Source organism: Cryobacterium algoritolerans (assembly GCF_004402785.1).
Taxonomy (GTDB): Bacteria; Actinomycetota; Actinomycetes; order Actinomycetales; family Microbacteriaceae; genus Cryobacterium; species Cryobacterium algoritolerans.
This window is the reverse complement of the sequence record NZ_SOFP01000081.1, coordinates 18,534-39,416: the sequence shown is the minus strand read 5'-3', so window position 1 is coordinate 39,416 and position 20,883 is coordinate 18,534. Positions and strand designations below refer to the sequence as shown.

Annotated in this window: 21 protein-coding genes; 9 read left to right on the top strand and 12 right to left on the bottom strand. The window is 68.1% G+C overall.

Translation table 11 applies throughout. The annotated features are described in order from the left end of the window. Positions 1-82: 82 nt before the first annotated feature. Together E3O19_RS16655 and E3O19_RS16650 are read left to right on the top strand one after the other, a co-directional pair. The gene (locus E3O19_RS16655) at positions 83-535 is read left to right on the top strand and encodes a YdeI/OmpD-associated family protein (RefSeq protein ID WP_134569407.1); all 453 of its coding nucleotides are present in this window, start codon (positions 83-85) and stop codon (positions 533-535) included. 201 nt (positions 536-736) lie between these two features. Continuing rightward, the gene (locus E3O19_RS16650; protein ID WP_241981455.1) at positions 737-1,507 is read left to right on the top strand and encodes an ABC transporter permease; all 771 of its coding nucleotides are present in this window, start codon (positions 737-739) and stop codon (positions 1,505-1,507) included. Between the two features lie 158 nt (positions 1,508-1,665). Here the strand turns inward: E3O19_RS16650 and E3O19_RS16645 are convergent, their stop codons facing one another. Beyond that, the gene (locus E3O19_RS16645; protein WP_134569406.1) at positions 1,666-2,103 is read right to left on the bottom strand and encodes an Lrp/AsnC family transcriptional regulator; all 438 of its coding nucleotides are present in this window, start codon (positions 2,101-2,103) and stop codon (positions 1,666-1,668) included. A 384-nt stretch (positions 2,104-2,487) separates the two neighbouring features. Here E3O19_RS16645 and ddaH point away from each other — a divergent pair, with 384 nt between their 5' ends. Together ddaH and rocD are read left to right on the top strand one after the other, a co-directional pair. Next, positions 2,488-3,351: a dimethylargininase gene (gene ddaH / locus E3O19_RS16640; protein WP_134569405.1), complete on the top strand. Its 864-nt coding sequence runs from the start codon at positions 2,488-2,490 to the stop codon at positions 3,349-3,351. Further along, positions 3,348-4,586, top strand: a complete 1,239-nt coding sequence (gene rocD / locus E3O19_RS16635) for an ornithine--oxo-acid transaminase (RefSeq protein ID WP_134569404.1) — start codon at positions 3,348-3,350, stop codon at positions 4,584-4,586. The genes ddaH and rocD overlap by 4 nt, the downstream gene beginning before the upstream one ends. A gap of 56 nt (positions 4,587-4,642) precedes the next feature. On the opposite strand, the gene E3O19_RS16630 is transcribed toward rocD, so the two are convergent. The 3 genes from E3O19_RS16630 to E3O19_RS16620 all read right to left on the bottom strand — a co-directional run bounded on the left by E3O19_RS16630 (position 4,643) and on the right by E3O19_RS16620 (position 7,886). Beyond that, complete coding sequence (locus E3O19_RS16630; protein WP_134569403.1) at positions 4,643-5,902, bottom strand: alpha-hydroxy acid oxidase; 1,260 nt, start codon at positions 5,900-5,902, stop codon at positions 4,643-4,645. A gap of 26 nt (positions 5,903-5,928) precedes the next feature. Beyond that, positions 5,929-6,705: a FadR/GntR family transcriptional regulator gene (locus E3O19_RS16625; RefSeq protein ID WP_134569402.1), complete on the bottom strand. Its 777-nt coding sequence runs from the start codon at positions 6,703-6,705 to the stop codon at positions 5,929-5,931. 134 nt (positions 6,706-6,839) lie between these two features. Then, a complete protein-coding gene (locus tag E3O19_RS16620) occupies positions 6,840-7,886 on the bottom strand; it encodes a glycerophosphodiester phosphodiesterase family protein (protein WP_134569401.1) in 1,047 nt (348 codons plus the stop codon). A gap of 201 nt (positions 7,887-8,087) precedes the next feature. Between E3O19_RS16620 and E3O19_RS16615 the strand changes: the two genes are divergently transcribed. Next, positions 8,088-8,846: a dienelactone hydrolase family protein gene (locus E3O19_RS16615; RefSeq protein ID WP_134569400.1), complete on the top strand. Its 759-nt coding sequence runs from the start codon at positions 8,088-8,090 to the stop codon at positions 8,844-8,846. An 11-nt stretch (positions 8,847-8,857) separates the two neighbouring features. Here the strand turns inward: E3O19_RS16615 and E3O19_RS16610 are convergent, their stop codons facing one another. Further along, the gene (locus E3O19_RS16610) at positions 8,858-9,253 is read right to left on the bottom strand and encodes a DUF3592 domain-containing protein (protein WP_134569399.1); all 396 of its coding nucleotides are present in this window, start codon (positions 9,251-9,253) and stop codon (positions 8,858-8,860) included. 104 nt (positions 9,254-9,357) lie between these two features. Between E3O19_RS16610 and E3O19_RS16605 the strand changes: the two genes are divergently transcribed. Beyond that, positions 9,358-10,824 carry a peptide MFS transporter gene (locus tag E3O19_RS16605; protein WP_134569398.1) on the top strand — a complete coding sequence of 489 codons (1,467 nt, stop codon included), beginning with the start codon at positions 9,358-9,360 and terminating at the stop codon, positions 10,822-10,824. 116 nt (positions 10,825-10,940) lie between these two features. Here E3O19_RS16605 and E3O19_RS16600 read toward each other — a convergent pair whose 3' ends face one another. Together E3O19_RS16600 and E3O19_RS16595 are read right to left on the bottom strand one after the other, a co-directional pair. Further along, positions 10,941-12,278 (bottom strand): MFS transporter, encoded by a 1,338-nt coding sequence (locus E3O19_RS16600; protein WP_134569397.1) that lies wholly within the window; start codon positions 12,276-12,278, stop codon positions 10,941-10,943. After that, positions 12,275-12,751: a MarR family winged helix-turn-helix transcriptional regulator gene (locus E3O19_RS16595; RefSeq protein ID WP_134569396.1), complete on the bottom strand. Its 477-nt coding sequence runs from the start codon at positions 12,749-12,751 to the stop codon at positions 12,275-12,277. The genes E3O19_RS16600 and E3O19_RS16595 overlap by 4 nt, the downstream gene beginning before the upstream one ends. Before the next feature lie 114 nt (positions 12,752-12,865). Here E3O19_RS16595 and E3O19_RS16590 point away from each other — a divergent pair, with 114 nt between their 5' ends. Continuing rightward, positions 12,866-13,717, top strand: coding sequence for an alpha/beta fold hydrolase (locus E3O19_RS16590; protein WP_134569395.1), 852 nt, complete (start codon positions 12,866-12,868; stop codon positions 13,715-13,717). 9 nt (positions 13,718-13,726) lie between these two features. Then, positions 13,727-14,779 (top strand): lipoate-protein ligase LplAB, encoded by a 1,053-nt coding sequence (locus E3O19_RS16585; RefSeq protein WP_134569394.1) that lies wholly within the window; start codon positions 13,727-13,729, stop codon positions 14,777-14,779. A 123-nt stretch (positions 14,780-14,902) separates the two neighbouring features. Here E3O19_RS16585 and E3O19_RS16580 read toward each other — a convergent pair whose 3' ends face one another. Beyond that, positions 14,903-15,223 carry a GNAT family N-acetyltransferase gene (locus tag E3O19_RS16580; protein ID WP_134569393.1) on the bottom strand — a complete coding sequence of 107 codons (321 nt, stop codon included), beginning with the start codon at positions 15,221-15,223 and terminating at the stop codon, positions 14,903-14,905. A gap of 34 nt (positions 15,224-15,257) precedes the next feature. Between E3O19_RS16580 and E3O19_RS16575 the strand changes: the two genes are divergently transcribed. After that, positions 15,258-16,169, top strand: a complete 912-nt coding sequence (locus tag E3O19_RS16575; RefSeq protein WP_134569392.1) for a DNA-methyltransferase — start codon at positions 15,258-15,260, stop codon at positions 16,167-16,169. 285 nt (positions 16,170-16,454) lie between these two features. Here E3O19_RS16575 and E3O19_RS16570 read toward each other — a convergent pair whose 3' ends face one another. The 4 genes from E3O19_RS16570 to E3O19_RS16555 are packed head-to-tail and all read right to left on the bottom strand — an operon-like array spanning position 16,455 to position 20,804. Further along, positions 16,455-17,483, bottom strand: a complete 1,029-nt coding sequence (locus tag E3O19_RS16570; protein ID WP_134569391.1) for a LacI family DNA-binding transcriptional regulator — start codon at positions 17,481-17,483, stop codon at positions 16,455-16,457. Positions 17,484-17,521: 38 nt separating this feature from the next. Then, entirely contained in the window at positions 17,522-18,937 is a 1,416-nt protein-coding gene (locus E3O19_RS16565; protein WP_134569390.1) for a GH1 family beta-glucosidase, read from the bottom strand. Positions 18,938-18,981: 44 nt separating this feature from the next. Then, on the bottom strand, positions 18,982-19,824 hold the full coding sequence (locus E3O19_RS16560) for a carbohydrate ABC transporter permease (RefSeq protein ID WP_134569389.1): 843 nt from the start codon (positions 19,822-19,824) through the stop codon (positions 18,982-18,984). Continuing rightward, entirely contained in the window at positions 19,821-20,804 is a 984-nt protein-coding gene (locus E3O19_RS16555) for a carbohydrate ABC transporter permease (RefSeq protein ID WP_134569388.1), read from the bottom strand. The genes E3O19_RS16560 and E3O19_RS16555 overlap by 4 nt, the downstream gene beginning before the upstream one ends. Between the last annotated feature and the right edge of the window lie 79 nt (positions 20,805-20,883).

The following is a 20,883-nucleotide window of genomic DNA, read 5'->3' as shown; positions in this document are numbered from 1 at the left end:
CCTTTGTGCGGACTATGCATCAATGTACCGAGGGTGACCCGCCAAGGGAAAGTTCGGGTCGGCGGCGGGGCCTACTCGTCTCATGAGATTCACGACCGTGCTCGAATTGGGCGGCAAGACCGCCACCGGAATCCGCGTGCCCGACGAGGTGTTCGCCTCCCTGGGTGCCGGTAGGCGGTATCCGGTCGTCGTCACCATCGGCGTGTACAGCCACCGCAGTTCGGTCGCGCCCTACCGCGGCGCCTTCATGATCGCGATGAGCGAGGAGAACCGCGCCCGCGCCGAGGTGGCAGCGGGGGAGGAGATCGAGGTGGACCTGACTCTCGACACCGAACCCCGCGAGGTGGAGGTACCCGCGGACCTCGCCGCACTGCTCGACGCGAAGCCCGGCGCCCGCGTCGCCTTCGAGGCGCTGTCCTACAGCAACCAGCGCCGGCACGTGCTGGCCGTCGAGGGCGCGACGGCTGACGAGACTCGGCAGCGTCGCATCCTCGCCGCGCTCGCCGAATTAACAACGCCGTACCCAGCGGCATAGCCCTGCCTCGGGGCCGCGACCGGGCGGCGGTGCGCCGGCACGGGGTGTGCTGTGTTGGCGGAGCGGGGTGTTTGTGACGCGTGTGCTGTGACCCGGCTGTGGTGACGCGGGAGCGCGCCGCGGGGTGTGGTGACGCGGGAGCGCGCCGCGGGCTGCGTGGCGGCGGAGGACCGAAGAGGCTCCGGTCGCTAGGCTCTGAGGGTGACCTGGCCCAGCGACCTCCCCGCCAAGTTGGCGGGGCTCCTGCCGAGCCTGGTCGGCATCCTGGTGCTCATCGCCGTCGTCTCGCTCATGCTCGGGGCCTACCGGGTGCCGCATCCGTTCGCCCCGGCGTTCGCCCTGTTGCGCGGCGCCCTGCAGCTCGCGGCGATCAGCCTGATCCTCAGCGGGATCATCTCCGACCCGTTCTGGGTCGGCGTCGGCCTCACCGTGATGTTCGTCGCGGCGGTGAGCACGGTCAACCGCCGGATAGGCGCCAGCCGGCGGCATTTCGGCTGGGTTGCCGTGTCGATGGGACTCGGGATCCTGGTCACCCTGGGCGTGGTCTTCTCCGTCGGTGCGATTGAATTCTCCCCGCGGTACGTGCTCTCGTTCGGCGGGATCGTCATCGGCAATGCCATGTCGATCGCCACCCTGTCCGGCCGACGGTTCGGCGAGGCCGTGACCGAGCACTGGAACGAGGTGGAGGGCTGGCTCGCGCTCGGGGCAACGCCCCGTCAATCGACGAGGGAGCTCGCCCGCCGGGCCGTCTACTTCGCAATCATCCCGTCGACCGACCAGACGAAGACCACCGGCCTGGTCACGCTGCCTGGGGCCTTCGTCGGCGCGATCTTCGGCGGCGCCAGCCCGCTTGAGGCCGGGCGGTTCCAGATCGTGGTGCTGGCCGGCATCCTCTGCGCCGGGTCGATCGCCGCGGTCAGTCTGATCCGGTTCCTCGCCCCGGTCACCCAGCGCCCGGTCCCGATCACCTAGCCACCCACCTCGTTCCCCGCCCTCGTTCCCCACTCGCGAGAGTGGACTTTTGGCCCTCTCAGCGGTGGCGAAGGGGCGAAAAGTGCACTCTCGCGGACTGCGCCGGGGTGTTCGGGGGCGCGGTGGGCGCGGGGAGTGTGGGGTGGGGTGAGGCTGGGTTACTCGGCGGCGCGGTGGATCAGGCGGGAGAGCACTATCGCACTGCGGGTGTGGTCCACGTTCGGAGCCAGCCGCACCTTCTCGAGGGCCGCCTCCAGCCCCGAAATGTCGCGCGCTCGGATGTGCACGATCGCGTCGGCGCTGCCGGTCACCGTGCCGGCGTCCACCACCTCGGGCACGCCGGAGAGGATGCGCAGCAACTCGTCGGGCGCGACGGTGCCGCGGCAGAATAACTCGACGTAGGCCTCCGTGCTCATGCCATCGATGGCCGGATCGACCTGGATCGTGAAACCGCGGATGATGCCGTCCGCCACGAGCTTGTCGACTCGGCGTTTCACGGCCGATGCCGACAGGCCGACAACCGAGCCGATATCGCCGTAGCCGGCTCGGGCATTCCGGCGAAGAAGATCGAGAATGCCACGATCGAGGTTGTCCATTCCGTGAGTCTAGGTGAGATCGTTGCGCTCGCGGGGGTATTGGCGCAGCAAATTTGCGCCCAACAGCGGGAATCACTAGATACCTGCGCGGTGTTCCGTACCCACCGGTGGCCACCGCGGGCATCCGTGTCGGGACGGACCCCGCCGCCCGCCACTGCCGGGTATGGCCTGGTGCGTTCGGTTCCGTGCGCGGCGGCCAATGAGCACGCAGGAATCCAGCGTGAATTAGCAGGAAATACCGAATCATGCTGTGTGAGACTGGGAGCGGCGTCCCTGCACGGTGTTCGGTTTCAGTCGGGCAGGGCTCTCGTGAGTGACCTGGTCCGCCATCCACCCCGCGTTCCGTCTCGCCCGCAGCGGCGGAACGCAGACGAAGGAGCCCCAATGTCGACCAATCTCGACGCGCTCGTCTCGCCAGAGGCACCCGTGCGCACTGCGCTCAAGCGCACCATCCTGATGTGCAAGCCCAGCTACTTCACCGTGGTCTACCGGATCAACCCCTGGATGGACCCGGCCGTGCCCACCGACACGTCGCTGGCGGTTGCCCAGTGGCAGACCCTCTATGACACCTACGTCGGCCTCGGCTTCGACGTGCACCTGATCGACCCGATCGACGGCCTGCCCGATATGGTCTACGCGGCCAACGGCGGCTTCGTCATCGACAACATCGCCTACGGCGCTGCCTTCACCTACCCCGAGCGGCAGCCGGAGGGCCCGGCCTACATGGACTGGTTCCGCGACAACGGCTTCGACGTGCGCGTGCCGGAGGAGATCAACGAGGGTGAGGGCGACTTCCTGCTGGTCGGCGACGTCATCCTGGCCGGCACCGGCTTCCGCAGCGCCTCGAACAGCCACGAGGAGTTGTCGGCGATCTACGGCCGCCCGGTTATCACACTCAACCTGATCAACCCGAACTTCTACCACCTCGACACGGCCATCGCCGTGCTCGACCCGTCGACAGGCTCAGGGACCGGCGATATCGCCTACCTGCCCAGCGCGTTCGACGAGCCCAGCCTGGCCATCCTGCGCGAGCGCTACCCGGATGCCGTGATCGCCACCGAGGAGGACGCCGCCATCCTCGGCCTGAACTCCTACTCCGACGGCTACAACGTGGTCATCGCGGCCCGGGCAAAGGACTTCGAGCGCCAGCTGCGCGAGCGCGGCTACAACCCGATCGGTGTCGACCTGTCCGAGCTGCTGCTCGGCGGCGGCGGCGTGAAGTGCTGCACGCTGGAGCTGCGCCGATGACAGAGGTGAAGGCCGGCCGCAAGCTCGACCAGGGCGACTACATCTCCCTCGAGAACGAGCACGCAGCGCACAACTACCATCCGCTGCCCGTCGTCGTCGCGTCCGGCGACGGGGCCTGGGTGACGGATGTCGACGGCAAGCGATACCTGGATTGCCTGGCCGCGTACTCCGCGGTCAACTTCGGGCACTCCAACCCCGTGCTTCTCGACGCCGCGCGCGCCCAGCTCGGCCGGATCACTCTCACCAGCCGCGCCTTCCACAACGACCAGCTCGGCCCGTTCGTCGCCGCGCTCGCCAAGCTCGCCGGCAAGGACATGGTCCTGCCGATGAACACCGGCGCCGAAGCGGTCGAGTCGGCGATCAAGGTCGCCAGGGCGTGGGGCTACCGGGTCAAGGGCGTCGCCGCGGGCCTCGCCAACATCGTCGTGGCCGGCGAGAACTTCCACGGCCGCACCACCACGATCATCAGCTTCTCCGACGACGAATCCGCCCGCAAAGACTTCGGCCCGTTCACTCCCGGGTTCCGCACGGTTCCCTATGGGGACGCCGCCGCGCTCGAGGCCGCGATCGACGAGAACACCGTCGCCGTGCTGCTCGAGCCGATCCAGGGCGAGGCCGGCATCGTCGTGCCACCCGCCGACTACCTCCCCGCGGTGCGCGAGATCACGACCCGCCACAACGTGCTGTTCATCGCTGATGAGATCCAATCCGGCCTCGGCCGCACGGGTGCAACGTTCGCCTGCGACCTGGTCAGCGTCGTCCCCGACCTCTACCTGCTCGGCAAGGCGCTCGGCGGCGGCATCGTCCCGGTGTCCGCCGTGGTCGGCAACAAGGACGTGCTCGGTGTGCTCCGGCCCGGCGAACACGGGTCCACCTTCGGCGGCAACCCGCTCGCAGCAGCGGTCGGGCTCGCCGTCGTCGAGTTGCTCGCCACCGGCGAGTACCAGGAACGTGCGCGCGTTCTCGGCGCCCGACTGCACGCCGGACTAACGGGCCTGATCGGCCACGGGGTCATCGCCGTGCGCGGCGCCGGACTCTGGGCCGGGTTCGACATCGAGCCGACCCTGGCCTCCGGCCGTGCGGTCTGTGAGGCCCTGCTCGAGCGGGGCGTGCTCGCGAAAGACACCCACGGGTCGACCGTGCGACTGGCCCCGCCCATCGTGGTCTCGGAAGAGGACATCGACTGGGCCGTCGCCCAGCTCGCCGCCGTGCTCGCGGAGTTCGCCGCCGCCTGACCCCGGCCGCCTGACCCCGGCCGCCTGACCCCGGCCGCCGGTCAGCCGGGCGCCGGTCAGCGGGGCGCGGGAATGCCGGCCGGTCGGGCGATCGGGCTGAGTCGCGCGAGCTGGGTGACGTGGCCCGGTTCGAGTTCCTCGAGGGAGTTGACGCCGAGCAGGCGCATGGTGCGGGTGATCTGCTCGGCGAGGATCGCGATGGCCCGGTCCACGCCGGCCTCGCCACCGGCCATCAGACCGTAGAGGTAGGCGCGGCCGACCAGGGTGAACCGGGCGCCGAGGGCGACTGCGGCGACGATGTCCGCGCCGCTCATGATGCCGGTGTCCAGGTGAACCTCGAGGTCGGTTCCGACCTCGCGGACGACCTGTGGCAGGAGGTGGAACGGGATCGGGGCGCGGTCGAGCTGGCGGCCGCCGTGATTGGAAAGGATGATGCCGTCAACGCCGAGTTCGGCCAGCCGGATCGCATCCGCCAGGGTCTGCACGCCCTTCACCACGATCTTGCCCGGCCACTGCGCCTTGATCCAGGCCAGGTCCTCGAACGTGACTGTCGGGTCGAACATGGTGTCGAGGAGGTCCCCGATGGTGCCGCTCCACCGGTCGAGCGACGCGAAGGCGAGCGGCTCGGTGGTGAGGAAGTTGATCCACCATTCCGGCCGCGGCAGTGCGTTGAGCACCGTGCCCACCGTCAGGGCGGGCGGGATCGAGAAGCCGTTGCGCTTGTCGCGGAGCCTCGCCCCGGCGACGGGCACGTCCACGGTCACCAGCAGGGTGTCGAAGCCGGCCTTCGCGGCCCGGTCGACGAGGGCCATCGAGCGGTCGCGGTCCTTCCACATATAGAGCTGGAACCAATTGCGCCCGGCCGGATTCGCCGCCTTCACGTCCTCGATCGACGTGGTGCCCATGGTGGAGAGGGAGAACGGGATGCCGGCCTTCGCGGCCGCGTGGGCACCGGCCGTCTCACCCTCGGTCTGCATCATCCGGGTGAACCCGGTCGGCGCGATCCCGAACGGCAGCGCAACGGGGGCGCCGAGCACGTCCCAGCCCGTGGAGACCTCTGACACGTCGCGCAGGATCGCCGGGTGGAACTCGATGTCCTCGAACGCCTGGCGAGCCCGGGCGAGCGAGATCTCCGACTCCGCCGCGCCTTCGGTGTAGTCGAACGCGGCCTTCGGCGTGCGGCGTTTCGCGATCTTGCGCAGGTCGTGGATGGTCAGCGCGGCGTCGAGCCGGCGCTTTCTCGCGTTCAGCTCCGGCGCCTTGAACTTCATCAGCGGGGCCAGGTCTGTGATCTTCGGGATTCGTCGTCGAACCATCAGTGGGTATCCATTCGGTGGGGTGGTCAGGTGGGTTCCGGTGCGGGCGGTCGGGCGTGAAGGGGGCGGTCGTGGGTTTCGGCGTAATAGCCCTCGATGTGGGAGACGACCAGCGCGCGGGCCAGCTCGGGGTCGGCACTGTCGATGGCGGCGAGGATGCCACGGTGCTCGCCCCTGAGCCGGGCGGAGGTCTCCGCCCAGGAGGCCAGGCCGAGCGCCCCTGCCTGCGCGTAGCCCTCGATGGCGCTCCGGAGTCCGGCCATCGTGGCGGTGATCACCTGGTTTCCCGAAGCGGTGGCCAAGGAGAGATGGAACTGGGTGTCGAGCGCGAGGAACTCGGCTTCGGTCAGGTCGGGAGCCTCCATCGCATCGAGCAGCTGGGCCGACCCGGTGAGGTCGGGGTGTGCGGACGCGCCGGCCGGTCCGGTGTCACCCGCAGGCTCGGATGCCCTGGCCAGCTCGGCGACCACCGCCGCCTCCAGGATGAGCCGCGTTTTCACGACGTCCGCGACCGGGAACCCCTGCGCCGCGACCTGCAGCCGCATCAGGGCCGACATCCCGCCGCCGGGCAGGGCGACGACGATCGCGCCGGCCGAGGGGCCGGAGCCCGCCGCCGTGCGGATCAGCCCGAGCACCTCGAGCACACGGAGCGCCTCGCGTACGCTCGAGCGCCCGACACCGAGATCGGCGGCGAGAGCGCGTTCGGCGGGGAGATGGTCGCCAGGGGCGAGCCGACCGGACAGGAGGTCGGCTTCGATGCTCTCGAGCACGACTTCCCACGCACGGCGGTCGGTGCCTGGCACAGGTCCTCCTCGGCGTTGGGGCGGCAGCCGCGCTGAGACCCAGCGACGGGTGTGGTCTGACCACAGTACACGGAGAGGCCGGGCCGGTCCAGCCTTTCGGGCGTGGCTGCGTCTATGCCGCCGACGGCATCCGGTTACCGGGTGTATGGCCGGGGGAGCGCGAGACCCCGGTCGGCCATGATCTGGCGCACCCGGGTGGGGTAGTCGGTGATGATGCCGTCGACGCCCTCGTCCATCAGAGTGGTGACGTCGACGGTCTCGTTGACGGTCCATGGGATCACCGGGAGGCCGAGGGAATGCGCCTCAGCAATCATCGTGGGGGTGGTCGAGGCGAAGTTCGGCGAGATGACATCGTAGCCCTGCGCGGCGGCGGCCTGCGCCAGGGAGCCGTGGAATGAGTCGATGTCGATCCCCCCGAGGTTCGGGCTCATCCCGGGGGCACCGACGCCCAGCCAGTCGTCGCCGCTCGACAGGGCGACCAGGACAAGGTCGGGCGCGATCTCCTTGGTGAGGTTCAGGGATGCCCAGTCGAAGCTCTGCACGGTCGTACGTCTGGCCAGGCCGGACCCCTCGATCTCGCCGACGACCGCTCGGGTCAGGGCCGCCATCTCGTCGGCACCGTCGGGTCCGGCCACCTCGACCTTGGTTTCGACGTTGAGGCGAACCTTCTCGGCGTCGTACTCGTTGACCAGGGCGAAGACGTCCTGCAGCAGTGCGATGCGGTTACCCGCGATGGCCGTCTGGTTGGGAAAGCCGGGAAGCTGCTGGAAACCGCAGTCCATCGTGCGGATCTGGGCCAGGGTGAGGTTGCGCACACGATCGTTCGCGTAGGGGAAGGCCGGGTCGCCGGCGAAGGCCGGGGCGGTGTCCGCGCACTTGCTGGCCGTCATGACGTCGTCGTGCCAGACCACGACCTGGTTGTCCCGGGTCAGGTGGGTGTCCAGCTCGAGCGTCGAGACGCCCAACTCCAGGGAGTGGGCGAACGCGGCCGTCGACTCCTCGGTCCATTCACCCCGTCCGCCGCGGTGGGATTGCAGGTCGAATGAGGAGCGTCGGTCGTCGCTGTGACCGTCGTCCTGGTGGCGAGGTTCGGCGGCCATCGCCGGTGTGGCCAGCGTGGCCGCGACCAGTGCCGTGGAGAGTGCGGCCGTGACGGCGGTTGAGATCAGGATTGAGCGCATTTCGGGGTCCCCCTGGTGGAGCCGGTGCCGGGGCGGCGAAGAGCCGCCCACCCGCCCACAGTAGGAACCGGAGGTTTCCGGGCAGGGCAGCCTTTCTGTCTCCGCGGTGAACGCACGGGGTCGTCCGGGCGGAGCTGCGCCGGGGTGCCCGCTCCGGTTCGACGCCTTGCGCTACGATTCAGCCACCAGAGGAAGGTCGCCATGACCATAGCGCCGCAACTCATCGACCTCACCCTGCCGGGGTCACCCGGCGGCAGCGTGGGACTCACCGCGCTCCTTGGTATCCCGGTAGGGGAAGGCTCCTGGCCTGGCGTCGTGCTCGTGCACGAGGCATTCGGGCTGACCGACGTGATGCGCCGTCAGGTGGCCAGGATGGCCGAAGCCGGCTACCTGGCGCTGATGCCCGACCTGTTCACCGCGGGCGGTCCGCGCAAGTGCCTCACCGCGACGTTCCGCGCCCTGCAGGCGGGCGAGGGCCGCGCATTCGTCGACATCGAATCCGCGCGCCGGTTCCTGGTCGATCGGCCAGGCTGCTCCGGCGAGGTCGGGGTGCTCGGCTTCTGCATGGGCGGCGGCTTCGCCCTCGTGGCGGCCGCGCGCGGCTTCGACGCGGCATCCGTCAACTACGGGCGCCTCCCCAAGGACCTCGATGAGGCGCTCGCTGGGGCCTGTCCGATCGTCGGCAGCTACGGCGCGACCGACGCGTCGCTGAAGGGAGCCGCCGGCGCTCTCGAGGCTGCGCTGGTCCGGCGGGGAATCCCGCACGACGTCAAGGAATACCCGGGTGCGGGGCATGCCTTCCTCAATGACGCCGAGACCGGGCCGCTCGTGCTGCGATTCGTGCTCAAGCGCATCCTCGGCGCCGGCCCCGACCCGGTCGCAGCGGCCGACGCCTGGCAGAGGATCGACGCCTTCTTCGGGGAGCACCTGGCCACCCCGGAGAAGGCGTCAGGCAGTTAGGCTGCGGCGGATCAGACGAACATCAGCACGAAGCCGAGAATGGCCGCAGCAAGGCCGGTGCCGAGCAGGATGAGGCCCGTCAGCCGCAGGCCCCTTCCCTCGGCTTCGGGCGCGTGGGTGCGGCAGTGCGTTGGCGTCCTCGAGTTGAACCAGAGCGGGACATCCCGCCCGGGTGGCAGCTGGTGGGTCTCGTGGGTGGTCGCTGGGCACTCATGGACGTCGCCGTCCTGGTCGAACCAGCGGATGACGGTTCCCGTTCCCGACGCGGCAATCACCCCATCGGCCGCGATCCACCGGCCCTTGATCCCGCGCACGAATGCCCCCGCAAGATAGAGGATCACGCCGAGGGCAAGGCCGACCAGGGACAGCACCTCGCTGATGAGCGACGTGAGTGAGTGTGCGTCCAATCGGGCCCCTCCGGCAGAAGCGATACTGCTTTTCTGATCGTATCGTGTACGGCCAAACCCTCGTCGATGCCCCCAGTACGGGGGGCACGCGGTAGGGTCGAGCAATGAGCACCGTCGCGGAACGGAACCCCACCCATGAGGACAGCAGCTTCCTGGGGCAGCCGCGTGCGCTCGCCAACATCTTCGGGGTGGAGATGTGGGAGAGGTTTTCCTTCTACGGCATGCAGGGCATCCTGCTGCTCTACCTGTACTTTTCGGCGACCAGGGGCGGCCTGGGAATCCCGCAGGCGACCGCCGCCGGTATCGTCGGCGCGTACGGCGGCGGGGTGTACCTGTCCACCATCCTGGGTGCGTGGATCGCGGACCGCCTGGTCGGCTCCGAGCGGGTGCTGTTCTCCAGCGCCGTCGTCATCGCGATGGGCCACCTTGCGCTCGCGCTCATCCCCGGTGTGGCCGGGGTCACGGTCGGGCTGATCCTGATCGCCCTCGGCAGCGGTGGACTCAAGGCCAACGCCACCTCCGTCGTCGGCGCGCTGTACCGCCGTGACGATCCGCGGCTCGACGCGGGCTTCTCCCTGTTCTACCTCGGGATCAACCTGGGGGCGTTCTTCGGCCCGATCCTGACCGGGCTGCTGCAGTCCACCCTCGGCTTCCACTTCGGTTTCGGCCTGGCCGCCGTGGGCATGGCGATCGGCCTGGTGCAGTACTCCTTCGGGCGGAAGCGCTTGCCCGAGGTCGTGCACCACGTGCCCAACCCGCTCCCGACCGAACGCGTGATGCCCTACCTCGCCTCGGCCCTGGCCGTGGTCGCCGCGATCGTGGTGCTCGTGATGGTGGGTGTCATCACTCCGACCAGCCTGGTCACGATCGTGATCGGCCTCACCGTGATCGCGACGATCAGCTACTTCGTCGTTATCCTCCGCAACCGTCGGATCAGCGCTGTCGAACGCAAACGCGTGTACGCGTTCATCCCGCTTTTCATCGCGAGCGCCGCCTTCTGGTCGCTGTCACAGCAGCAGTTCACCGTGGTCACGATCTACGCCGACGAGCGCCTCAACCGTGATCTGTTCGGGTGGGTGCTGCCGGTCTCCTGGGTGCAATCGTTCAATCCGATCTTCATCATCCTGCTGTCCGGCGCGTTCGCTGCCCTGTGGACCCGGTGGGGTTCCCGCCAGCCGTCGACGCCGGTCAAGTTCGCGATTGGGACCGCGGTGATGGGCGTCGCCTTCTTGATGTTCCTGCCCTTCACCGGCGGCGGCGCGAACTCGACGCCGATGGCGGCGATGGTCGGCATCCTGCTCGTGCTCACGGTGGCCGAGCTCCTGATCGGCCCGGTCGGCCTGTCGATCACAACCAAGCTTGCCCCCGAGCCGTTCAAGACTCAGATGGTGGCTCTGTTCTTCCTGTCGATCGCGCTCGGCACCGCAGTCTCCGGCTGGCTGGCGGAGTGGTACACGACGGTCCCGGAGACGCTGTATTTCAGCGTGATCGGTGGCGTCGCCATCGCGCTCGGCCTGCTGCTCGCGCTGATCTCCCGGCCGATCCTGCGACTGATGGGCGGCGTGCGCTGACGGCTGGCACTGACGGCTGGCACTGACGGCTGGCACTGACGGCTGGCACTGACGGCTGGCACTGACGGCGTGCGCTGACGGCGTGCGCTGACGGACGCCGCCGCGCCGGCGGACGTCTACCGGCCGGCCGTTGCCTCCACGATCGCGATCTCTCGGGTGGCGGTCTCCGGCGTGCGGGCCACCACGTCGCGTCCGTCGCCGTCATGGCGCAGCAGCAGTCGTGGCGTGCGGCCCGGCCGGTAGCGCACGCGCAGGCTCCGGTACCGCACCATCCAGAAGAGCACGGCGCCGGCGGCCAGGATGCCGGAGAGCGCGGCGACGCCGAGCGCCCAGCGCGGGCCGTACTGATCGGCCACCCAGCCCACCAGTGGAGCCCCGAGCGGGGTGCCGCCGGCGAAGATGGCCATGTACAGCGCCATCACCCGGCCGCGCATCGCCGGCCGGGTCGTGGTCTGTACGTAGGCGTTGGCTGTGGTCATCAGGGTCAGTGACGCGAAGCCGATCAGTGCAAGGGAGATCGCGAAGGTGACGTAGTTCGGCATCACCGCTGCCAGGGCGCAGGACATCCCGAACACCGCGGATCCGGCGACCACCAGCCGCAGGCGTGGGCGGCTGCGGCGAGCGGACAGCAGAGCGCCCGCGACCGACCCGACGGCCATGATCGAACTGAGGAAACCAAATTCGCCCGCGCCCATGCCGAACTCGACCGTGGCCATCGTCGCGGTGAAAATGGCGAAGTTGAAGCCGAAGGTGCCGACCAGGAAGACCGTGACCAGCACGGCCACGATGTCCGGCCGATGCGACACGTAGCGGAAGCCGGCCATCAGCTGGCCGCTCTTGCGTGGCGCCCGCGGCTGCGGCCGCAGTTCCTTCGTTCGCAACATGGCCATTGCGAGCACGGTCGCGCCGAAGGTGAACGCGTTGATGATGAAGACCCAGCCGGCGCCGATGGCGACGGTGAGAATACCCGCGGCGGCCGGGCCGATCAGGCGGGCGCCGTTGAACGACGCCGAGTTGAGCGCCACCGCGTTGGAGAGTTTGTCGTCGGACACGAGTTCGGAGACGAAGGTCTGTCGCGCCGGGGCGTCGATCGCGGCGACGATCCCGAGGCCGAGGGCGAACAGGTAGACGTGCCAGAGCTGGGCCACGCCCGTGACCGTGATCAGGCCGAGTCCGAGGCCGAGCAGGCCCATCAGGCCCTGGGTGACCATCAAGAGCCTGCGCCGGTTGAACCGGTCGGCGATGAGGCCGGACCACGGCATCAGGAGGAGCTGGGGCCCGAACTGCAGCGCCATCACGATCCCCACCGCGGTGGCGTTGTGATCGGTCAGGTCGGTGAGCACGATCCAGTCCTGGGCGGTGCGCTGCATCCAGGTTCCGATGTTCGACACCAAGGCGCCCGCGAACCAGATGCGATAGTTCGGAACGCTCAGGGAGCGGAACATGGCACTCAACTGTCGGTGAGCTCCTTCATGATCTCGATGGCCTCGGCCAACACCCGGCGTTGCTCAGGGGTGAACTTGACGATGCGCTGAGCCAGCCAGGCGTCCCGGCGCTTGCGGGTGTCGCGCATCATGGTGCGCCCGGTCTCGGTCACGGTGAGCACGACCTTGCGGCCATCGTCCGCCGAGCCGGTGCGGTTCACCAGCCCGGCCTGCACCAGGGCGTTCACGGTCCTGTTCATCGACGGCGGTGTCACCTTCTCGTGCTCGCTGAGCTCGCGGAGGGTGAAGGGGCCGTAGAAGAAGAGGGTGCCGAGGGCGGAGAACTGGCTGCCGCTGAGTTCGTTGTCGGCCTTCTCCTGGCGGAGACGGCGGGCAAGACGTCCGTTCGTCAGCCGGAATTCATGGCTCAACTCCGCGACCGTCATGCGGCGACCGGAGGTCGAGCCCGAGGCGGGCGAAGCGGATGCCGTTACAGATTCCATAGATACCAAGAATAACCACTTAGCGTCGCTAAGTATTCCCGTTTGGGTCGATCTGGGTGGCGATTTCCGGCGGGTTTCGGCGCGGCCCCCCGTTCGGCCTGACAGACTGGCCCCGTGCCTACCTACACGGATGACTACGGCGTCGCAATCACCTACTACGTCTGGGCAGTGCCGCACCCTCGTGCCACCGTGCAGCTCGTCCACGGGGTTGGCGAGCACGCGCACCGTTACGAGGAGGTCGTGGGGCACCTCAACGCGGCGGGATACACCGTCTACGCCGATGACCATCGCGGCCACGGCCAGACCGGGGTGCACCAGCACCGCGGTGATCTTTCCCGGCTCGGCCGGCTCGGCGCGGGCGGGCTGCGGGCCGCCGTCGCCGCCGTGCACCAGCTCAGCGGGATCATCCGGGCCGAACAGCCGGGTGTTCCGCTCGTGCTGCTCGGTCACAGCTGGGGCTCGTTCATGGCGCAGATGATCCTCAATCGTCACCCGGACGGCTACGACGCGGTAGTGCTCAGCGGCACCGCCTACCGGATGCCGGGCTTCCTCGATGGCGGCGACCTGAACCGCAGGCACAAGAACCTGGGCACGACGGGCGTTGAGTGGCTCAGCCGGGACCCGGCCGTCGCCGCCGCGTTCGTCGCCGACCCGTTGACAACGTCCGTGCCGCTGGCGAAGCTCTTCGGGATCAGGGACGCGGCCCGGCTCTTCGGGCGGCCGGCCCGCGGACTGCCGGAGAAGCTGCCGCTGCTGATCCTGGTGGGAAGCGACGACACCGTCGGCGGGGAGCGGAGCGCCCGCATGCTCTCGAAGGCTTACTCGGAGCGCTCGGGGCTGCGGGACATCCGTTTGATCGTCTATCCGGGGGCGAGGCACGAGGTCTTCAACGAGACCAACCGGGAACAGGTCTTCGCGGACCTGATCGGGTGGCTGGACGAGCGGGTTGCGGCGCGCGAGGATTAGGCTTGAGTCATGCACGGTGAATACAAGGTTCCAGGCGGCAAGCTTGTCGTCGTCGATCTCGAGGTCGTCGATAACACGATCGTCGACTTCCGCTTGGCCGGTGATTTCTTCCTCGAGCCTGACAGCGCGCTCGGCGACATCAATGCCGCGGTGAACGGGCTGTCCGCCGACAGCGACGCGGTGAGCATCGCCGCCGCAGTGAGGTCTGCGCTCCCGGCCGATGCCACCCTGCTCGGTTTCTCCCCGGAGTCGGTGGCGGTCGCGATCCGGCGTTCGCTTGCCCGGGCCAGCAGCTGGCTCGACTACCAGTGGCAGCTCATCCACTCGCCGCGTCCCGTTCCGCCGGTGATGCAGATGGCGCTCGACGAGGTGCTTGCGATCGAGGTCGGCGAGGGGCGCCGCAGTCCCACCCTGCGCATCTGGGAGTGGAACGAACCGGCCGTGGTGATCGGTAGCTTCCAATCCCTGAAGAACGAGGTCGACCCGGTCAGCGCCGAGAAGCACGGCTTCACCGTGGTGCGCCGGATCAGCGGTGGAGGCGCCATGTTCATGGAGGCCGGCTCCGTCATCACCTACTCGATCTACGCCCCCACCGACCTGGTGCAGGGGATGACCTTCGCCGACTCCTACGCCTACCTCGACGAGTGGGTTCTCACCGCGCTCAAGTCGCTGGGCATCGACGCCTACTATCAGCCGCTCAACGACATCACCAGTCCGAAGGGCAAGATCGGCGGGGCTGCCCAGAAGCGCCTCGGCAGCGGCGCCGTGCTGCACCACGTCACCATGAGCTACGACATGGACGGCGAGAAGATGGTGCAGGTGCTCCGCATCGGCCGGGAGAAGCTCAGCGACAAGGGGATCACGAGCGCGGCCAAGCGCGTCGACCCGCTGCGCAGCCAGACCGGCCTGAGCCGGGCCGAGATCATCGACCGGATGAAGCGGACGTTCACCGGGCTCTACGGCGCGGTCAGCGGAGACGTGACCGACGAGGAATACGCCAAAGCAGCGGCGCTGGTCGAGAGCAAGTTCGGCACGGCGGACTGGATCGGTCGCGTCCCGTAGGACGCGCGCCGATCCCGGCGTTCGCGAGAGTGCAGTTTTTGCCCGTTCGCGAGCCGCCAGGGGGCCAAAACTGCACTCTCGCGGGCAGGCTGCGGTCGCGGGCAGGCTGCGGTCGCGGGTGGGCTAGCGGCCGCGGGTCAGCAGGTCCTGGTATTCGGCGTGCAACTCGATCCAGCTGACCACATACGGGCAGACGGGCACCACGGTGAGGTCAGTGCGCACGCGCACGTCGTCGAGGGCCTGCTCGACCAGGATGCTGGCCAGTCGCTGGCCCCGGCGCGCCGGATCCACCTCGACGTGGGTGAACAGCACCTCCGTGCCGTCCACCTCGTAATCGGCGAACCCGGCCGTCTCCCCGTCGATGCGCAGCGTGTAGCGGGCAAGCGCGGGCTCGTGGCGAACGGTGGGGGCCGACGACTCGGTGGCCGCTGAGTCAGTAGTCATCTCTACAGGGTAGGCCGCCTGACACAATGAGGGAATGCCAACCGTGTGGTCCCCGTCCTCTCCCAGCCGTGTCGTCCATGCCGACAACCTCGAGATCCTGCCCGGGCTGCCGGGTGGGGCGTTCACGCTGATCTACCTCGACCCGCCGTTCAACACCGGTCGGAAGCAGAACCGCCAGTCCACGACATCCGTTCGGTCCAATGCCCCGGTGGACTCCGACGCGCTCGGCGCGCACGCGGCCGGCACCATCACCGGCTTCAAGGGCCAGCGCTACGAGCGGATCAAGGGCGACCTGCTCGGTTACGACGACCAGTTCGAGGATTACTGGGCCTTCCTCGAGCCTCGCCTGATCGAGGCCTGGCGGTTACTCGCCGACGACGGCACGCTGTACCTGCACCTCGACTACCGGGAGGCGCACTACGCGAAGGTGCTGCTCGACGCGCTCTTCGGCCGGGACTGCTTTCTCAATGAGCTGATCTGGGCCTACGACTACGGAGCGAAGTCGAAGAATCGCTGGCCGACCAAGCACGACACGATCCTCGTCTACGTGAAGAACCCTGCCGCGTATTACTTCGACTCCACAACGGTCGACCGGGAGCCGTACATGGCGCCGGGCCTGGTCACCCCGGAGAAGGTCGCGAGGGGCAAGCTGCCGACGGATGTCTGGTGGCACACGATCGTGTCGCCGACGGGCAAGGAGAAGACCGGGTATCCCACCCAGAAGCCGGTCGGCATCCTGCGCCGGATGATCCAGGCCTCCAGCAGGGAGGGGGACTGGGTGCTCGACTTCTTCGCCGGCAGCGGCACGACGGGCGCGGTCGCGGCTGCCCTCGGGCGCCGGTTCCTGCTGGTGGACCAGAACCCTGAGTCGATCGCCGTCATGCGGGAGCGGTTCGCGCCGCTGTCCGAGGTGGAGTTCCTCGGCCCGACAATCGCCATCGTCTGATCTCGGCAGATCTCGGCAGATCTCGACAGATCTCGACAGATCTCGACAGATCTCGTCTGATCTCGACAGGCTCGATCACCGCGCCGGTCGCGGGCCGAGCTGCGCGCGCACGGCCTGGCCGGCACAGCGTCCGAGGTCGTCGACCGGCTGGGTGCGCTCGCCGCCGACGGCGTCGAATGCGCCTGCCGGCAGATCATGGACCTGTCAGACCTCGACCTGTCAGACCTCGACCATCTCGACTTCATCGCCCGCGAGGTCATGCCGCAGCTCGCCCGGGTGTAGCGGCTAGGCGGAATCGCGCAGAATCAGTCGGGTCGGCATGATGGTGCGGTGCGGCACGTGTTCATCGCCGGTGAGCCGCCGGAGGAGCGTGTCCGCCATCGCGTAGCCCATTTCCTCGGACGGCTGATGAACGGTGGTCAGGGGGACAGGACCCGAGGTTGCGGCCGGGCTGTCGTCGAACCCGACGATGGCCACGTCCCCCGGCACCGACTTGCCGTACTCCCGCAGAACGCCCAGCGCGCCGATGGCCATCAGGTCGCTGGCCACGAAGAGGCCGTCGACGTCGGGGCACCGCTCCAACAGGCGGCGCGTGGCCGCGGCGGCGCCGGCCGCCGTGAAGTCGCCGTGCTCGACGGCATCCGTCGGCATCCCGACCCGGTTCAGTGTGCGCTCGAACCCGGTCAACCGGTCGATCCCGGCCGGCATGTCGATTGCCCCGGAAATCGACCCGATCCGGTGCCGGCCGATGTCGATCAGACGCTGGGTGCCCAGTTCGGCGCCCGCAGCGTTGTCGACATCGACAAAATAGGCCTCAAGGTCGTCCGCGGTCGACGGGCGACCGCCGAAGACCACCGGCATGGTGGTCTCGAGCTCGGCCACGAAGTCGTCACCGGTGTGGTGCGAGATGATCAGGGCCCCGTCCACGTTGCCCGACCTCAGGTACCGCAGGGTCTTGTGCTGGGGGTCGCTCGAGGCCACGAGCAAGTTAAGCGTGTAATCGCTCTGGTCGAGCCGGCGGGTGATGCCCTGCACGACGGCGGCGAAGTACGGATCGCCGAAGAACCGGGTCATATCCTCCGGCACGACGAGCGCCAGGGCCTGGGTCTGCCGGCTGGCCAGCGAGCGCGCGGCCCGGTTCGGAACATAGTTGAGTTCGTTGACGGCGACGGTGACGGAGGCGACGATTTCGGGACTGACCTTTGTGGACCCGTTCACCACCCGGCTCACGGTCGCCCGGGACACCCCCGCCACCGCGGCCACCATTTCCAGGGTCGGTTGCGGAGGTCGCGCCTGGCGCACACGGGATGTCATGGCGTCATTCTATTTGAACGCATTCATTCCCCGCCTCTTCAGGACAGCGCGCGATTGCGGATGATCTCCGCATAGGCGTGGCCGCTGTCCTTCACCGTGCGTTCCTGCGTCTCGTAGTCGACGCGCACGATGCCGAACCGCATGTCGTAACCCCAGGCCCATTCGAAGTTGTCCATCAGTGACCAGTAGAAATAGCCCTTGACGTCGACGCCGTGGTCGATCGCGTCGAGGACGGCGCCCAGGTGGTCTTTCAGGAACGCGGTGCGCCGCGCATCCGGCACGCTGCCGTCTTCGGCGACGACATCGTCGAAGGCGGCGCCGTTCTCGGTGACGTACAGACTGGTGCCGGCCGGGGCGGCGTAATCGTTGTTCACGCGCACCAGGAGTTCGCGCAGCCCGTCCGGCTGCACCTCCCACTCCATCGCGGTCAGCGGCAGCCCCTGCGGGTGGTAGAAGACGCCGTCGGCCGCCGGGTACGGCGACCGGATGGCCCGGCCCGTCGGAGCCTGTTCGAGCAGCGGATGCCCGGCCGGGCGGTCGCTGACCAGCTCGCCGTGGTAGTAATTCACGCCCAGGCTGTCGATCGGCTGGTTGATCTGGGCCAGGTCACCCTCCTCGATGAAGTCGGCCAGCCCGAATTCCCTGACGTCCTCGAGCAGGTCGTCCGGGTACGCGCCGCGGAAGATCGGGTCGAGGAAGACCCGGTTGAACTGCGCGTCGATGCGTCGCGCGGCATCCACGTCGCCGGAACGGGTCGGATCGACCGGCTTGGCGACGGTGAGATTGAGCGTGATGCCGAGTTGGAGCTGGGGGTCGCGTGTGCGGAGTGCCTCGACGGCAAGGCCGTGTCCGAGGAGCAGGTGGTGTGCCGCGGCCAGCCCATCGCGCGGGCTCTGCCGTCCGGGCGCGTGGGCTCCTCCCGTGTAGCTGAGGAAGGACGAGCACCAGGGCTCGTTGAGGGTGGTCCACACGTTCACGCGGTCGCCGAGCGCGCCATGCACATTGAGGGCGTAGTCCCGGAACCGGGCCGCCGTATCGCGGCTGGTCCAGCCGCCCTGCTCTTCGAGCGCCTGGGGCAGATCCCAGTGGTAGAGGGTCAGCCACGGTTTGATGCCCGCTCCGAGAAGTTCGTCGACAAGCCGGGAGTAGAAATCGATCCCCTTCGGGTTGACCGGGCCGCCGTCGGGCTGCACGCGGGACCAGGAGGTGGAAAACCGGTAGGTCTGCAGCCCGAGGTTCTTCATCAGCGCGACATCGTCACGATAGCGGTGGTAGTGGTCGCAGGCCGTCTCGCCGTTCTGGCCGCGCAGGACAGCGCCGGGCACCCGGCTGAAGGCGTCCCAGATCGAGTCGGTGCGGCCGTCCTCGTGGGCGGCGCCTTCGATCTGGTAGGCGGCCGTCGCAGCCCCGAAGAGGAAGTCGGACGGGAAGGCTCGGGCATCCGTTGTGGTCATTACCCTATTCTCAGTCAAAATCGGTGGGCGTAGTTCGAACGTGGTCATCCCTTGACCGCACCCTGCATGATGCCGGCGACCAGCTGCTTACCCAGGAAGACGAAGACCAGGATCAGCGGGATGATCGACAGCACGACGCCGGCGAGAACAAGCGAGTAGTCGACGTAGAAGGCGGCCTGAAGCTGCTGCAGTGCCACGGGGAGGGTCGGGTTGCCGGGACCGAGCACGATGAACGGCCAGAAGAAGTTGGTCCAGGTTCCGATGAAGGTGAACAGGGCCAGCATCGCGGCAGCCGGCCGGGCGGCCGGAAGACCGATGTGCCAGAAGCTGAGGATCATGGAGGCGCCGTCCATGCGCACGGCCTCGATCAGCTCGTCGGGCAGGGCGTCGCGCAGATACTGGGTCATCCAGAACACGCCGAACGCGGTGACCATGGCGGGCGCAATGACGGCCCAGAGGCTGCCGGTCCAGCCGAGCTTCGACATGATGATGAACAGCGGCACGATGCCCAGCTGGGTCGGAACGGCCATGGTCGCGATCACAAAGATGAGCAGGCCCTCTCGCCCGCGGAATTTCAGCTTGGCGAAGGCGTAGCCGGCCAGTGTGGAGAACAGCACAACGCTTGCCGAGACGGCCGTGGAAACGATGATGCTGTTGCCGAGGGCGTTCCAGAAGGGGATGCTGTCGATGACGGTCGCGGCGTTGGCGATGAAGTTGCCGCCCGGGATCCACAGCATCCCGTTTTTGTTCAGGGCTGCGGCGTCCTGGCTGCCGATCAAGAACGACCACCAGATCGGGAAGGCAGAGCCCAGCAGGACCGCGATCAGGATCCCGTAGACCCAGACTCCGGGTCGGCGATCGTGGCCGCCGATGATGGTCTTGCTCATGAGATGCCTTTCGCGCGGATGCGCAGCTTTCGGTCGGCGGAGCCCGCGATCCGCCGGGTGATCACAAAGTTGAGGATCGCGATGATGATGATGATCAGAAAGAGCAGCCAGGCCACGGCGGAGGCCCGGCCGAAGTTGCGCTGTCCCCAGCCGAGTTCGTAGATGTAGAGCGTGAGCGTCTGCCACTGGCGGTTCGCCCCGCCCTGGCCGACGTTGTCGAACATGCGTGCCTCGTCGAAGATCTGCAGCCCGCCGATTGTGGAGGTCAGAATGACGAAGATGATGATCGGGCGAAGCAGCGGCACGGTGATCGACCAGAAGGTGCGCAGCCGGTTGGCTCCATCGATGATGGCGGCCTCGTAGTAGTCGCGGGGGACCGCCTGCATGGCGGCCAGGAAGATAAGGGCGTTGTAGCCGGTCCAGCGGAAGTTCACCATCGTGGCGATCGCGAGGTGGCTGGGGATCACGTCAACGTGCCAGCGGATCGGCTCGAGTCCGAGGCTCATGATCCCGCTGTTGATGAGGCCGTACCTGTCGCCGAAGAGGTCATTGAAGATGAGTGCGACGGCGACCGGTGCCACGACGTAGGGGAGCAGCACACCCATGCGCCAAAAGGTCTTGCCGCGCAGGTTGAAGTCGAGCACGGCGGCGATGGCGATTGCAGCCAGGACTTGGGGAACGCTCGAGAGTAGGAAGATGCTGAAGGTGTTGCGCAGGGAGGTCCAGAAGTACGGCTGGGCGAGAACGGTGGCGAAGTTCTTCAGGCCGACGAAGTCGCCCTGGCCGCCGATGAGGTTCCAGTCGTGCACCGATACCCACGCCGTGTAGAGCAGCGGGAAGAGACCCATCACCGTGAAGAGAATGAAGAACGGGGAGATGTAGAGGTAGGGCGAGAAGCGCACGTCCCAGCGGCTGAGCCGGTGGCTGAGGGTAATGCGGCGGATGCTGCGGGCCTTCACCTCGGCGGCGGCGGTAGTCATGGTTGATCCTTGCTTCTGTGTTCGGTGGTCGAGCTTGTCGAGACCGGTGGTCGGGCGTGGCGAGACCAAACCGGTCTCG

Bases quoted from the DNA above. Each gene is read 5' to 3' on its own strand.
- E3O19_RS16575 (WP_134569392.1), top strand. From the start codon at position 15,258: ATGCCAACCGTGTGGTCCCCGTCCTCTCCCAGCCGTGTCGTCCATGCC.
- E3O19_RS16595 (WP_134569396.1), bottom strand. From the start codon at position 12,751: ATGGAATCTGTAACGGCATCCGCTTCGCCCGCCTCGGGCTCGACCTCC.
- E3O19_RS16555 (WP_134569388.1), bottom strand. From the start codon at position 20,804: ATGACTACCGCCGCCGCCGAGGTGAAGGCCCGCAGCATCCGCCGCATT.
- E3O19_RS16630 (WP_134569403.1), bottom strand. From the start codon at position 5,902: ATGGTTCGACGACGAATCCCGAAGATCACAGACCTGGCCCCGCTGATG.
- E3O19_RS16580 (WP_134569393.1), bottom strand. From the start codon at position 15,223: ATGACTACTGACTCAGCGGCCACCGAGTCGTCGGCCCCCACCGTTCGC.
- E3O19_RS16565 (WP_134569390.1), bottom strand. From the start codon at position 18,937: ATGACCACAACGGATGCCCGAGCCTTCCCGTCCGACTTCCTCTTCGGG.
- ddaH (WP_134569405.1), top strand. From the start codon at position 2,488: ATGTCGACCAATCTCGACGCGCTCGTCTCGCCAGAGGCACCCGTGCGC.
- E3O19_RS16570 (WP_134569391.1), bottom strand. From the start codon at position 17,483: ATGACATCCCGTGTGCGCCAGGCGCGACCTCCGCAACCGACCCTGGAA.
- E3O19_RS16620 (WP_134569401.1), bottom strand. From the start codon at position 7,886: ATGCGCTCAATCCTGATCTCAACCGCCGTCACGGCCGCACTCTCCACG.
- rocD (WP_134569404.1), top strand. From the start codon at position 3,348: ATGACAGAGGTGAAGGCCGGCCGCAAGCTCGACCAGGGCGACTACATC.
- E3O19_RS16585 (WP_134569394.1), top strand. From the start codon at position 13,727: ATGCACGGTGAATACAAGGTTCCAGGCGGCAAGCTTGTCGTCGTCGAT.
- E3O19_RS16605 (WP_134569398.1), top strand. From the start codon at position 9,358: ATGAGCACCGTCGCGGAACGGAACCCCACCCATGAGGACAGCAGCTTC.
- E3O19_RS16560 (WP_134569389.1), bottom strand. From the start codon at position 19,824: ATGAGCAAGACCATCATCGGCGGCCACGATCGCCGACCCGGAGTCTGG.
- E3O19_RS16655 (WP_134569407.1), top strand. From the start codon at position 83: ATGAGATTCACGACCGTGCTCGAATTGGGCGGCAAGACCGCCACCGGA.
- E3O19_RS16615 (WP_134569400.1), top strand. From the start codon at position 8,088: ATGACCATAGCGCCGCAACTCATCGACCTCACCCTGCCGGGGTCACCC.
- E3O19_RS16645 (WP_134569406.1), bottom strand. From the start codon at position 2,103: ATGGACAACCTCGATCGTGGCATTCTCGATCTTCTTCGCCGGAATGCC.